13 protein-coding genes are annotated in these 13,575 nt (G+C 64.1%); 7 read left to right on the top strand and 6 right to left on the bottom strand.

What is annotated here, in order from left to right:
* Positions 1-4: 4 nt before the first annotated feature.
* The gene (locus tag H3005_RS09505; protein WP_191078026.1) at positions 5-967 is read right to left on the bottom strand and encodes a helix-turn-helix domain-containing protein; all 963 of its coding nucleotides are present in this window, start codon (positions 965-967) and stop codon (positions 5-7) included.
* Positions 968-1,061: 94 nt separating this feature from the next.
* On the opposite strand from H3005_RS09505, the gene H3005_RS09500 reads away from it, so the two are divergent.
* Positions 1,062-1,517 (top strand): tautomerase, encoded by a 456-nt coding sequence (locus H3005_RS09500; RefSeq protein WP_100552539.1) that lies wholly within the window; start codon positions 1,062-1,064, stop codon positions 1,515-1,517.
* 41 nt (positions 1,518-1,558) lie between these two features.
* Here the strand turns inward: H3005_RS09500 and H3005_RS09495 are convergent, their stop codons facing one another.
* The gene (locus tag H3005_RS09495) at positions 1,559-2,098 is read right to left on the bottom strand and encodes an NADPH-dependent FMN reductase (protein ID WP_100552540.1); all 540 of its coding nucleotides are present in this window, start codon (positions 2,096-2,098) and stop codon (positions 1,559-1,561) included.
* Positions 2,099-2,221: 123 nt separating this feature from the next.
* On the opposite strand from H3005_RS09495, the gene H3005_RS09490 reads away from it, so the two are divergent.
* The 4 genes from H3005_RS09490 (at position 2,222) to H3005_RS09475 (ending at position 6,395) form a co-directional block, all read left to right on the top strand.
* The gene (locus H3005_RS09490) at positions 2,222-2,917 is read left to right on the top strand and encodes a response regulator transcription factor (protein WP_191078025.1); all 696 of its coding nucleotides are present in this window, start codon (positions 2,222-2,224) and stop codon (positions 2,915-2,917) included.
* 45 nt (positions 2,918-2,962) lie between these two features.
* Positions 2,963-4,183 (top strand): HAMP domain-containing sensor histidine kinase, encoded by a 1,221-nt coding sequence (locus tag H3005_RS09485; protein WP_100552542.1) that lies wholly within the window; start codon positions 2,963-2,965, stop codon positions 4,181-4,183.
* 60 nt (positions 4,184-4,243) lie between these two features.
* Positions 4,244-4,636 (top strand): diacylglycerol kinase, encoded by a 393-nt coding sequence (locus H3005_RS09480; RefSeq protein WP_100552543.1) that lies wholly within the window; start codon positions 4,244-4,246, stop codon positions 4,634-4,636.
* 67 nt (positions 4,637-4,703) lie between these two features.
* Entirely contained in the window at positions 4,704-6,395 is a 1,692-nt protein-coding gene (locus H3005_RS09475; protein ID WP_331273759.1) for a phosphoethanolamine--lipid A transferase, read from the top strand.
* A 13-nt stretch (positions 6,396-6,408) separates the two neighbouring features.
* On the opposite strand, the gene H3005_RS09470 is transcribed toward H3005_RS09475, so the two are convergent.
* The 4 genes from H3005_RS09470 to H3005_RS09455 all read right to left on the bottom strand — a co-directional run bounded on the left by H3005_RS09470 (position 6,409) and on the right by H3005_RS09455 (position 11,475).
* Complete coding sequence (locus H3005_RS09470; protein WP_100552545.1) at positions 6,409-6,990, bottom strand: hypothetical protein; 582 nt, start codon at positions 6,988-6,990, stop codon at positions 6,409-6,411.
* A 70-nt stretch (positions 6,991-7,060) separates the two neighbouring features.
* Positions 7,061-8,194, bottom strand: a complete 1,134-nt coding sequence (locus tag H3005_RS09465) for a serine hydrolase domain-containing protein (protein WP_331273758.1) — start codon at positions 8,192-8,194, stop codon at positions 7,061-7,063.
* A gap of 153 nt (positions 8,195-8,347) precedes the next feature.
* Complete coding sequence (locus H3005_RS09460; RefSeq protein WP_191078022.1) at positions 8,348-10,291, bottom strand: MacB family efflux pump subunit; 1,944 nt, start codon at positions 10,289-10,291, stop codon at positions 8,348-8,350.
* A gap of 2 nt (positions 10,292-10,293) precedes the next feature.
* Positions 10,294-11,475, bottom strand: coding sequence for an efflux RND transporter periplasmic adaptor subunit (locus H3005_RS09455; protein WP_191078069.1), 1,182 nt, complete (start codon positions 11,473-11,475; stop codon positions 10,294-10,296).
* 236 nt (positions 11,476-11,711) lie between these two features.
* Between H3005_RS09455 and H3005_RS09450 the strand changes: the two genes are divergently transcribed.
* Together H3005_RS09450 and H3005_RS09445 are read left to right on the top strand one after the other, a co-directional pair.
* Positions 11,712-12,428, top strand: a complete 717-nt coding sequence (locus tag H3005_RS09450) for a response regulator (RefSeq protein WP_165377186.1) — start codon at positions 11,712-11,714, stop codon at positions 12,426-12,428.
* Positions 12,429-12,431: 3 nt separating this feature from the next.
* Positions 12,432-13,508, top strand: coding sequence for an ATP-binding protein (locus tag H3005_RS09445; protein ID WP_100552549.1), 1,077 nt, complete (start codon positions 12,432-12,434; stop codon positions 13,506-13,508).
* Positions 13,509-13,575 lie beyond the last annotated feature (67 nt).

Raw genomic sequence — 13,575 nt, 5'->3', positions numbered from 1 at the left:
GCTCTCACTTTCGAACCTGGGTGGGGTTCAGGCCCAATCGCCTCTGCAGTAGTCGCCTGAGCGTCGCAGAATCGCCGAGTCCCACCTGCGCGGTCACCTCTTCCACCGAAAGCCCGCCGCTTTCCAGCAGCACCCGCGCCCGGTTCAAGCGCACCGACTGGATCAGCTGCTGCGGCCCGTAGCCGAGTACTTTGTTCACTTGGCGGTTGAGGGTGCGTGTGGACATGTTGGCCCGCGCTGCAAGCGTGCCCACGGTGACTGGTTCCGGGAGCGTCTCTGCAATGTGGCGGGTCAACAGCGCTATCAGGCCATTCTCGGTCGCCATCATCGCCGGCGACATATACAGCGATTGGAGGCGACGCTGCTCGACCAGCAGCGCCTGGCCCAGCATGGCAGTAAGCTGCTCGCCGAAGCGTTGGCGCAGCACGTAAAGCACCAGGTCCATGTGTGCCATCGCGGCGCCGGCAGTGACCAGCGGACCATCGACATACACCATCCGGTCAGGCTCCACACGGGTAGTGGGCGCCACGCGCCGCAGCGCAGAGGCCAACCACCACGTTGTGGTCACGCAGCGTCCCTCCAGCAATCCGGCTGCGTTGAACAGAAACACGGACGAACAGGAGCCTGCAATCGTGCCGCCCGCTCTGGCGTGGCGGCTCAGCGCAGCGACCAAGGGTGGAATGTCCGGCTGGCGCAGGCGCGCGTCGAGCTGGCAGGCATCGTCGATGTCCAGGCCCGGCAGGATCCAGCATTCATGCGCAGAGGAGCGCGCAGGCAACGTGTCCACCTGCAGGTGCAGGCCGTTGCCAAGCGGAATGCTTCCTGGCGTCACCGCGCAGACCCGCCAACGCGGCGGTGCAACCCCGACCCGGCACGCCAGCTTGGCCGCGGTGGTCAGAAGATCAAGGGTGAGGGTGACGCTGGAGGCAAAGGGGGCCTGTGGCACCACTAGGGTGAAATCATGCATTGGCTGATTCTGCGCGATTGTTGGCAAATCGGCCACTTCAGGCCCGCGCCGTAGCACGATTGAATGGGCGCTCCCTCACCCACGAGCGCTATCCATGCCCACCATCCTCATCAAGACACCCGCCGACGCACTGACCGCTCTTCAGCGCGAGCGGATGATTGCCGCGGTGAATACCGCTGCAACGCAATGCAGCGGCCTGGGGCCTGATCCCCGCCAACGCAGCCTGTGCTGGGTGATTGCCGAGGAGGTGCCGGCCGGCTTCTGGCGCTGTGGCGGCAGTGCCGACTTCCTCCATGTCATTCCGTGCCTGGTCCACGTCCTCGCACCCGCCGGCGTACTCGACGAACAGCACCGGTCCCGTTACGCGGTGGTTGTGCACCAGGCCATTCTGGAATCGCTGGCCCTGCCGGATACGCAGCGGCTGGCTGCTTCGATCATGGTGAGCGATGTCACCGATGGAACGTGGGGGCCCAACGGCCAGCTGTGGACACTGCCGCAGTTCGTGGAGGCCGCGGGGTATTCCCATCTGCAAGCACCGGTGAACCGCTGACGCCACAAGCCCTTGTCAGCAGACTGCACCAACGATCATGTTCAATCACCCTCTGGTCGCTGGCAGTAGCGGGCAAATTCCTGAAGAAAGGCCTCCGCCGGTCCGCGATTGACCGGCTCTTTTACGGCATCGGCAATGGCCTCCGGCTCCATCTTCATGAAGGGGAAGCGCAGGAACAGTTCTTCGTTGAAGCGGGAGCTGATTGTCGACAGCACAAGCCGCAGAGACGCGAGCATGTCGTCGCCGCGGTGGGATGCATGCACCAGCGCGATGGGCTTTGCAATCACAAGATCGCCCGATACGAGCCAATCGATGGCGTTCTTCAGGCCGCCTGGAATGCCTCGTGCGTACTCTGGGCTCGAAATCAGAATGCCATCGCAGGCTTCAATGCAGCGCTTGAAGTGCACAACGCTGTCATGCAAGGGCAGATCTTCAAGATCGGGAGAAAAAACGGGCAGTCCGCCGAGGCCGGCGTAGGTACTCAGTGCGATATCCGGTGGCGCGATTTCTTCCAGCGCCCTCAGCAATGCGGTGTTGGTGGACAGCCGGCGAGCGCTACCGGATAGGGCAAGGATCTTCATCCCGGCACGCTATCACAGGCACCTGCCGCCGTGTCCGGCAATGACCCGCAGCGATCCGTTGCACGTGGCAAACTAGCGGTGGTCGTTCAACGTCCATTGATCATGCACGGATGCGCATAGCCCATGACACGTCTGCTCATCATTGAAGACAACCCCGAGCTGGTTGCAAATCTCTACGCCTTCTTCGAGCCACTGGGCTACGTGCTTGACGATGCGCGGGATGGTGCCACCGGCCTGCGCAGGGCAACGCAGAACGATTACGACGCCATTCTGCTGGACCTGATGCTGCCCCGCCTTGACGGCATGGCGCTGTGCCAGACGCTCCGTCAGGAGTTCCAGAACCCGGTGCCGATCCTGATGCTGACCGCCCGTGATCCGGTGGAGGACCGCGTGCAGGGGCTCGCGTTGGGTGCGGATGATTACCTGATCAAGCCCTTCTCCCTGAAGGAGCTGGACGCACGCATCAAGGCGCTGGTCCGCCGCGCCCAGGGCCGGCAGGTCCAGAGTGTGCTGGACTGGGGCGATCTGCGCGTCGACACCCGCTCACCGCAGGCGTGGCGCCAGGGCCGCACCCTCAATCTGACCCCGACAACGCACAAGCTGCTGATGTGCCTGGTGCGGGCTGCCCCCGCAGTGGTGCGCAAGCAGGAGATGGAATACCTGATATGGGGCGACGAGCCGCCGGAGAGCGGTGCCCTGCGCACGCACATCCATGAGCTGCGCCTGCAGGTGGACAGGCCGTTCAACCCTGCACTCATTGCCACGGTGCACAGCGTTGGCTGGCGGCTGGACAGGCCGGCACTGGCACCTGCGGAGTAGTCGCTGCCGATGACTACCCGCTCGCTGAGGTCGCTCTATCGAAGCATGACACTGAGAACGCGCATCACGGTGTCGTTCGTGTTGCTGATGGCCGGTGCAATGGGCTTCATTGTGCTGGTCGAACTGGTGGACTACGACGAGGTAAGAGCCTCCGTCGTTTCGATGACACAGGACCGCGAGGTCCATCGGCTGCAGGCCGCACTGGCCAGTGGCGAGCAACCGGAACTGACGAAGGGCAGCCAGCTGTATGACGCGCGCTCGGCTCCTCAGGTGCTGCGCAGGTACGGGCCGGGCTACCACGGTGAAAAAGGCCCGAACGAATGGCATCTGCGGGTCTTCGAAAGCGACGGACAGCGCTACTACCTGCTGCAGGACGGTCAGCACTACGCCTACCTGGAACATCTGATCAACGCCTTTGCGGCACTGGTCATCCTCACCTGCGTGCTCTGCGCGTTCTGGATCGGTCGCCGAACCGCGGCCCATGTCATCGCGCCCATCACCCGTCTGGCCGAGGCGGTGCAGAACAAGCACAAGCCCTTCCCCTACCAGGATGCACGCGATGAGATAGGCGTGCTGGCGCGCGCTTTCGCCCAGCACAGCGACGAGCTTGAGCAGTTCCTGCAACGCGAACAGTGCTTTGCAGGCGATGCCAGTCATGAGCTGCGCACGCCCTTGGCGATCATCGGTGGCGCGGCCGAGACACTGGTGCACCAGCTGCCCGCCGACAGCCACCTGGTGGCCAGCGCCGGTCGCATCATGCGCACCACCCAGGAAATGCAGCGGCAGTTGACCTGCCTGCTGCTGCTTTCGCGTGACCCCAGGACGGTGCCGCGCAGCCTCGTTCCTCTGCGGGCGCTGATCGAGGAATGCATGGAGCGATGTTCGCCGTGGATCTCGGGAAAGCCGGTGCGCCTGATTCTGGATGCGCCGCAGGACGCGCAGGCGCTGACCAATGCCGAGCTGGCGCGGAGCGTGATCTGGAACCTGCTGCGCAACGCCTGCCAGTACACGGAAGAAGGTGAGGTGCGGCTCGAGCTGCGGGGTGCCACGCTGCGGATCGCCGACACCGGCCCGGGGCTGCCGCCCAGCATCGATGCGCAGCAGTTCAAGCGTTTCATGCCCAGTGCCCGGCAGAGCGGTGAAGGCCTGGGCTTGTCCATCGTGCAGCGTGCGGTCGAGCATATGGGGTGGCAGATGACGGTCGAGACATCGGCGCAAGGTTGCCTGTTCACCCTGCAGATGCACCCAGCCCCGGCGGGCACCTGACAGCTTCCTGACACGGGCCTGCACATCCTTGCCGGATTTCCACGTGAAGGCAGGACAGAAATGCAGCCAGGGCACCCCAATGGCGACGGCAAGTACCCCCACGGAAAGACCGGCCTGCGCCGCATCTTCCATACCCTGATCCATTCCCGCGATGGTTTCATCGCCACCTTCCGGGGCGAGGCAGCATTCCGGCAGCTGCTGTTGCTGCATGGCGTGCTGGCGGTCGTCGCCTTCCTGCTGGATGTCAGCCGAGGCGAGCGTGCCGTGATGCTGATGGTCTGCTTCATCAGCCTGATTGTGGAACTGCTGAACTCGGCGATCGAAGCGGTGGTCGACCGCATCTCGTTGGAACATCATCCGCTTTCCAAGAACGCCAAGGACATGGGCAGTGCGGCGCAGACCACTGCGCTGTTGATGGTCGCTACGGTATGGGCGGTGGTTCTGCTGGGCTGATCATGAAAGCTGACAACTTCCTGATAGACGCATCCAGATACTGCGCGCACTTCTCGTACAACGGATTGTGCACGTGCGTCCATGTTTCAGACTTTCCCCTCATCATCCGATCGTGCTTGTGTGGTGCACCGCGTTGTTCTTCGCGACGCTGGGAAACATCGCACTCTGGAAAACACTGTGGTCTGTCATGGACATCCATGACCTGCGCAGCGCCCTGTTCTTCTTCAGCCTGCCGGCACTGTTGTTCTGCCTGTTCAATCTGTTGTTCACGCCCATCGGCGTGCTTCCTTATGTGCGCAAGCCGGTCCTGGCGATTCTGGTTGTCACCAGTGCGGCGTGCAGCTACTTCATGCTTCATTACGGCGTACTGATCGACCGCGACATGGTGCAGAACGCGCTGGAGACCAACCAGGCCGAGATGACGTCCTATCTCTCGGTGCCACTGCTGCTGACAGTGCTGCTGCTGGGCGCCCTGCCCTCGTGCGTTCTGCTGGTGATGCGCACCGGAAACAGCGGTCGGCCCCTGCGGGCGGCGCTGGTATGGCTGGGAAATGTGCTGGCGACGTTGATGGTGCTGACGGCGGTGACGTTTGCGTTCTACAAGGAGTATTCGTCGTTGCTGCGCAACAATCGCTACATCCGCGAGCAGGTGTTGCCGCTGAACGTGGTCCGCCACACCTATGGCTATCTCAAGAGCAGCTACAGCGCCAAGGCGCAACCATTGCGGGCTATCGGCGAGGATGCAATACGTATCCCCGGCAAGCGCCCACGCCTGGTGATCGTAGTGGCTGGCGAGACGGCACGATCGCAGAATTTCCAGCTCAACGGCTACCCGCGTCCGACCAATCCGTACCTGTCACAGAAAGATGTCATCAGCTTCCGCAACGTTTCCTCTTGCGGTACCGCAACGGCGGTGTCATTGCCCTGCATGTTCTCGCAGATGACACGGTCGCAGTACGACGGCGTCACCGCGGCATCGGAAGAGAACGTGCTGGATATCCTGCAACGGACTGGCGCCAGCGTGCTTTGGCGTGACAACAACAATGGCGGTTGCAAGGGCGTGTGCGATCGCGTGCCTACCGATGGCATGCCTCCGCTGAAGGTGCCCGGGCTCTGCATCAACAAGGACGGTACCTGCCATGACGAGATCCTGCTGCACCAGCTGGCCGCGCGCATCGAGGCCATGCCGGGAGCGCGCATCGAGGCCATGCCGGGAGATGGACTGATCGTACTGCATCAGCTGGGCAGCCATGGGCCCACCTACTTTGAACGTTATCCAGCCGATGCCAGGGCCTTCAGTCCGACCTGCGACAGCAACCAGATACAGAAGTGCAGCAATGAAGCGCTGGTCAATACCTACGACAACACACTTGTCTACACGGACCGGCTGCTGGGCAAGGCCATCGACCTGCTGCAGACCTATGCGGACCAGCGCGACGTTGCCCTGATCTATGTCTCTGACCACGGCGAATCGCTTGGCGAGCACGGCATGTATCTGCACGGAACGCCCTACTTCATCGCGCCACGGGAGCAGACCCAGGTGCCGCTGGTGATGTGGTTCTCTGCCGGGTTCGCGGACAACGCACGCCTTGATCTTGCCTGCCTACGCCACGCTGCAGGCACAGGATCCTATAGCCACGACAACCTCTTCCACTCGTTGCTGGGATTGTTCGAAGTCAGCAGCAGGGTGTACCGGCCGGATCTGGATATCTTCAATGGCTGTCGAGTGCCCCTTGCCGGCCTTCTGGTTCACCCGTAGGAGGTGCCGGGACTCACCGGGTGAAGTACAGGCAACCGGCTACGGCGATTGGCGTCGGGTCGGCCTCTATCCGCTGGGCGACCAGTGCCATCACTTCGATGCCATCGCCTTGGGCTTCCGGTGCTGACTGCACCACGCGCATCCCTGCAGGCGTGTGCTGTGTCCCGCGTGCGTCGAGGGACAGCGCCTTGCTGAGATCCGCAGCAAGGGCTTCATCAAAGACAGCCACTACGGAGCTGCGCGAAAGTATCAACCGTTCGGACGGATGGCCGAAGACCAGAACCGGCGATGGAAGCTGCATTTCCGCCACAACGCCGGGCAAATCGCCTAGTGCCCTGCTGTAACCCTCGCCCCTGCCTGCGACCGATTCCCAGCCAGCCGACGGCTTTCCGCTGGATGCGATGCCACGCAACTGATAGGCCAATGTTCGGAATGCGGTGCGATCCGCCTTGCAGGACACGAGCGCCAGCGCACGATCAATGTCTTCCTGTTTGGGAACGTTCTTGCGGATCGATTCTGCTGCTGGCGCGGTGGGCGCCATGGAAAGTGCCAGGCCTGCGAACAGCAGAACCTTGTTCAACGTACGGGTGATCAACGCGAAATGCTCCTGCCTGGGGGTGCCAACACCATTCGGCACTACACCGGACGGACGGGAAGTACAGTCTCTATCGGGAAACTTCACTGCCAGCGGCAGCCTCCCGCGCGGCGATCTTCTCGACCAGCGTATCGATCGCCGTCTGCATGGCGCGCGCAGTCTGGTCGCCGCTCTGGTTGGTGATGACGAAGATGCCAAGATCGTACTTGGGCACGATGTAGATGTAGCACTGCGAACGCGGTACGCCACCATGATGGGCGTAGTACACGCCCTTCAGCTGATCGCCGGCGACGATGTTCCAGAAGTAGCCGATGCTGAACTCGGAATCGAATTTGACCAAGGGGCGATGCGATTCCTTTACCACGGGCCCGTTCGCCAGCTGGAATCTGAGGTACTTCACCATCTCCGGAACAGTCGCCTTTACGTTCCCGGATGCGCCCCACGGCAACTGCGGCATCGGCGTGGTCGGCGCCGGGTTGTCGCTGTGATAGCCGACTGCAAGGCGCAGCGCCTCGTCGTCGCTCAGTGTGAGTCGTAGCCCTGTCATCGCTGCGGAATCGCCAAGGTATCCGCGCAACAGCGACGCGTAGTCGCGCTTGTAGACGGTCTCCAGGATATGCGCCGTCAGCTCCGTCCCGGCACTGGAGTACGCGTAATCCTTACCGGGCGCCCGGCCAATCTCGAAAGCGTGCAGATCCTTGAAGAAATCGGCCTTGCCGTAGTGCGCGTAGATGGCGTTGAGTTCGCCTGGCGTACGATGATCGGTGAAGTCCGCCAGCACCGTGTTCGCACGCTCCGGCAACATGTTCGGCAGGCCGCTGGTGTGCGACAACAGATGGCGGATGCGGATGGGCTCACCCTTGTACTGCAGGTTCGGATAGTCCCCCTGCAGGTACTGTCGAACATCGTCGTCCAGACTCACCTTGTGTTCCAGGACGGCATTGGCCATCAGGGTGCCCGCCAGGGTCTTGCTCAACGAACCGATCTCGTAGAGCGTCGCATCGGTCGGCAGGCCTGGCCTCCCGGTTTCCATGTCGCCGCGATGACGGATGAATTCCTTGCCCCGGTACACGACGCCGATCGAGGTTGAATGAAACAACGGCTGCTGGATCAGCGTTGCGGCAACGTCGTCGATCTCCGCACCCAGCTCCTTCGTTGGAACCTTTTCGCTGGCGCAGCCTGCAACCAACAGCGCGGCGGACACCACGAGACAGCTGAGCCATCGCCTGTTTCGAAAACTCATCGAAGTCACGTGCATGCGTCGCCGCTTGAAGGGAGGTGCGGAATGGGGCCTTAAGATAGCCGATGGCCAAGGCCCACGCCTGTGCCGGTTCTCACGGCTGGGCAGGCTCGCACCCTACTCCGCCGCCAGCGCCCGGATCGGGTCCAGCTGTGCGGCACTGCGCGCCGGGAAGTAGCCGAAGCCCAGGCCTATGGCTGACGAGCACGCCAGTGCGGCCAGCACCGGCGCGGCGGTAAACAGAAACGGCACGCCCAGCGACAACAGGCTGGACAACGCACCCGCGCTGAAGGCCAGCAGCACGCCGAGGACGCCGCCGAAGAGACAGATCAGCACTGCTTCGATCAGGAACTGACGCAGGATGTCACCCTGCCGCGCGCCCACCGCCAGGCGTACACCAATCTCGCGCACGCGCTCCTTCACCGATACCAGCATGATGTTCATCACCCCTACCCCGCCCACTATCAGGGCCACGGCGGCGATGGCCGACACCAGTGCGGCCATGGTCTGGCTGGACTTCATCACCGCCTTGCGGATCTGGTCGGCGTTGTAGATGAAGAAGTCGCGGCGGCCATGCCGCAGCTGCAGTTCGGCGGCCAAGGAAGCTTCGGCTGCGGTGGTGGAGACATTGTCGCGCACGCGCACGGTGATGCTCTCCAGCCGCTGGCTGCCCAGCAGGCGCGAGGATGCCGAGGTATACGGCACATAGACAGTGGGCGTTGCACCGCTGGCAAATGCGCTGGCGCCGACCACGCCGATCACCTCTACCGGCATGCCGCCCAGCAGTACCGTGCTGCCGATCGGGCTGCCGCTGAAAAGTGCGGTGGCGGCCTTCTGGTCGACCACGCCCACTGCGCGGTGCGCATCCACTTCAGCATCGGTGAAGAAGCGCCCGGCCTTCAGGCGCAGGCCGCGTACGCGCGGCAGATCTGCGCCAACGCCCATCACCTGCGTGTTGGCGCGTCGGCTGCCCTGTAGCGCGGCCACCGAGCCGCTCAAGGACGGACTGACGCTGTCCACGTAGCTGAGTGCGGCCAGATGGTCGGCATCAGCGACCACCAGCGTTTCGATTTCCGCCGAACGCGGGTCACCGAAATCGACGCCCGGGAAGATCTCCAGTGTGCTGGCGCCAAGCTCGTTGATCTGTGATTCCACCTGGGCCTGTGCGCCTTTGCCCAATGCCACCACGGTGACCACAGCGGCCACGCCGATGATGATGCCGAGCATGGTCAGCAACGTGCGCAGGCGATGGGCCAGCATCGAGCGCACTGCCATCTGCGCAACCTCGCGCACGCCATCCAGTCGAGCACGCCGCTCGACACGCGACGACTGGCCGCGCTCGGGCGCGGATCTGGCCTGAACGGCCGCGCGACCGCCCGCGCCGCGATCGGCCACGACGTGCCCGTCGGCGATCTCGATTACCCGGGCCGCGTGGGCGGCAACCGATGCATCGTGGGTCACCAGGATGACCGTGTGGCCCTGCGCATGCAGGCGCTTCAATTCGGCCATCACCTGTTGGCCGCTGGCATGGTCCAGCGCACCGGTGGGTTCGTCGGCCAGCACGATGGCACCGCCGTTCATCAACGCTCGGGCGATGGACACGCGCTGCTGCTGGCCGCCGGACAGCTGGCTCGGCCGGTTGCCGGTACGCTCGCCCAGCCCCAGCGTTTCCAGCAGTACGCGTGCCCGCGCCGTGCGCGTCGGGACATCCACGCCTGCGTAGATCGCTGGCAACGCGACGTTCTCGGTGGCGCTCAGATTCTCCATCAGGTTGTAGCGCTGGAAGATGAAGCCAAAGTGCTCGCGACGCAGGCGCGCCAGCTCGTCCGGCGACATCTGCTCGGTGGCCGCGCCGTCTACGCAGTAGCTGCCTTGGGTGGGGCGGTCCAGGCAGCCCAGGATGTTCATCAGCGTTGACTTGCCCGAGCCCGACGGGCCGATGATGGCGATGAACTCGCCGGCATCGATGCGCAGCGATACGTCCTTCAGCACCACCACTTCACCGGCGGCAGTACGGTAGGCGCGCGATACGCCATGTAGTTCAAGCAGCGCGTGGGTCATGTTCACATCCCCAGCAGGCTGCTGGCCTGCGGTTCGCCACTACTGGGGGCCTGGCCGACCACCACATTCTCGCCAACCCGCAGGCCGGACAGGATCTGCACGGCGGTGGCAGTGCGCAGGCCGGTGGTCACCGCGCGCTCGTGGGCGCGCCCCTTGGCATCAACCACGCGCACGCTGCCGCGACTGTCGTCGCCACTGTCCGATCCGTTCAGTGCGGTCAACGGTACCTGCAGTGCGTTGTTGGCCCGGGCCAGCTGCAGCGTCACCTTGACGGTCATCGAAGGTTTCAGCTTCAGGCCAGGGTTGCCCACATCGAACAGGCCCGCGTAGTACACCGCCTTTGGTGTCTGCGCCGAGCTGCCGGTAGCGGCCGAAGCCGCGTCGGCAATCGAGGACGGCGCGGGCTCCAGCTGCTGCAGGTGCGATTCGTAGCGCCGTCCGCTCGGCCCCAGCGTCGAAAACCACAACGGCTGGCCAACTGCGATCAGTTCCACGTCAGCCTCGGCGATCTCGGCACGCACAGTCATCGTGTCCATCTGCGCCAGCATCACGATGGTCGGCGTGGTCTGCATGGAGTTCAGCGTCTGCCCAGCCTTGGTGACGATGGCAACGATGTAGCCGTCAGTTGGCGAGAGAATGCGGGTATAGCCCAGATTGATCCGGGCCGTTTCCACCTGGGTCACCGCCTGGTCGATCTGCGCCTGCAGTGCAGCCACCTCCGAGCGTGCCGCATCGCGGGCCACCCGCGCGGCCTCGAAGCCCTCCTGCGAGACCAGCCGCGATGCCACCAGCTGCGACTGGCGATCCAGCATGCGGCTGGCCTGCACATAGCGGGCCTGGCTGGCGGCATGCTGCGCGCGCAGTGCGTTGGTGGATGCTTCAGCACTGCGCAGGGCGATGCGCTGCGGTTGCGAGTCGACTTCGGCGATCAGGTCACCGGCCTGCACGCGCTGGCCCAGCACCACGTGCAAGCGTTTGACCTGCCCGGACACCTGCGCGCCCACCGCCACCAGTTCCTTCGGATTGACCCGGCCCACCGCCTGCACGGTCTTCTCCAGATCAGCCACCCTTGCCGGCGCGATGATCAGGGCGCCATCATCGCCATCGGCGAACGCCCACCAGCCGACACCGCCTGCCAGGACGGCCACGGCGGCGGCGATGATCAGAGTCTTGCGGGTTTTCATCGAGATGCCCGGCTGCTTGCGGTCACCCATCGCGACCGCCAAGGCCTCAGTCTGGGAGCCTTGGTTGGAGGTTTCCTGGAGCCAGTGTGGAGATCGCATGGAGCCAGGGCCTGCGTTCAGGTGTACCACCCGCCGCTGAACCCTCCAGTGCGGGTCCACACAATCTCGACACAATCTCGACCGGGCCTCCATCAAGGGGCGCTAGCCTCGCCGGGTTCTTCCGCCCCCTGCCTGCAATGAAGCGCGATATCCGCACCCATCAGATGCCTTTGATCCTGATTGCCGAAGATGAAGGCGAAATCGCCGATATCCTTGGCGCTTACCTTGCGCGTTCCGGAATGCGCAGTGTCAGGGCCAGCGATGGCGAGGCAGCGCTGGCGAGCCACCACCAGCTGCGCCCCGACCTGGTGCTGCTGGATGTACAGATGCCGAAGAAGGATGGCTGGCAGGTGCTGAGCGAACTGCGCCGGCGCGGCAACACCCCGGTCATCATGCTTACGGCACTCGACCAGGACCTGGACAAGCTGACCGGCCTGCGCGTGGGCGCCGATGACTATGTCGCCAAGCCCTTCAACCCCGCCGAGATCGTCGCGCGCATCCAGGCGGTGCTGCGCCGTAGCGCGCCTTCCGGGGCCGATGTGCCCAACGGCGTGATCCGCCAAGGGCCGTTCGAGATCGATCTGCGCAGCCACGATGTGACGGTCCATGTCGAAGGCCAGGGACATGCGTTGACTGTCACCCTCACTGAGTTCCGCCTGCTGGTGCACATGGCCCGTGCGCCGCGCCAGGTACATGCACGTGCCGATCTTCTGCACGCCTGCCTGCCCGAGGGCGATGCCCAGGAGCGCACGGTGGACAGCCACGTGAGCAAGCTGCGCCGCAAGCTGGAGGATGTGGGCGTGCGCGGCATTCCGGCGACCATCCGCGGCGTCGGCTACCGGCTGCTGGGCTGACGGATGACCACCAAAGGCAAAAGCATCGGCCGCCAGATCACGCTTTCGATCGTGGTGGCATCGCTGTGTTCGACGGTACTGTCGATCGCCGGCTTCTATCTGTTCTATTACCTGATGGAAGTCTTCTACCCGCGCTGGTACGACACGCCGCAGACGATGCTGCCGTCGGGGCTGGAATGGCTGTGGATCGGCCTCACTGCCACCGTGGTCATCGTATTGGCTTCGCTGATCGCTTCGCGCCTCACCTGGCGCATCATCACCCCCTTGAACTCGGTGGCCGAAAGCCTGCGCCGCGTGGCCAGCGGCGATCTGGATGCACGTGCGCGCGGCGACCACACCTCGATGACCGAAGCGGCCACGCTGGTGAGCGACTTCAATTCCATGGCCGAGCGGCTGAGCCGCATGTCGCAGAACCGGGTGTTCTGGAACGCGGCCATCGCGCACGAACTGCGTACACCGATGACTATCCTGCGCGGTCGCCTGCAGGGCATCGCCGACGGTGTGTTCGAGCCACGGCTGGAGCAGTTCACCAGCATGCTGACCCAGCTGGAAGGCCTGACCCGCATCATCGAAGACCTGCGGGTGGTGAGCCTGGCCGAAAGTGGTCATCTGGACCTGCGCCTGCAGCGCAGCGACGTCAGCGTGCAGGTGGCTGCGGTAGTGGAGGCGATGTCCGACGCCCTGGCCGAGAGTGGCTTTTCAGTGACGCTGGAGGCACGCGCCGCGCTGGCGGACTGCGATCCGGCACGCATCCGCCAGGCGGTACTGGCCTTGCTGGAAAACGCGCGCCGGCACGCTACTCCCTGCCCGCTGCGGGTGTATGTGAAGCTGGCCGAGGGGCACTGCAGCGTGACCGTGGACGACGGCGGACCCGGCGTGCCGGATGAACTGCGCGACAGCATCTTCGAGGCCTTCCAGCGCACCGATGTGTCGCGGTCGCGGCAGAGTGGCGGTTCCGGGCTCGGCCTGGCCGTGGTGCGTGCGATCGCCGTGGCCCATCACGGAACGGCACAGTGCCGGCCGAGCGGGCGTGGCGGCACTGTATTCGAGATCCGCTGGCCGGTGCACGCCCGTCGCTGAACGCCACCGGTTTCTCCACGCGATCTCCATCGTTCCTCCATCCCCGCTCCAAGGCGTTGCCGATACT

It is taken from the genome of Stenotrophomonas sp. Br8 (assembly GCF_014763005.1).
Classification (GTDB): domain Bacteria; phylum Pseudomonadota; class Gammaproteobacteria; order Xanthomonadales; family Xanthomonadaceae; genus Stenotrophomonas; species Stenotrophomonas lactitubi.
Note: the sequence above shows the minus strand (reverse complement) of the source record. Positions and strands in the feature narration are given on the sequence as shown.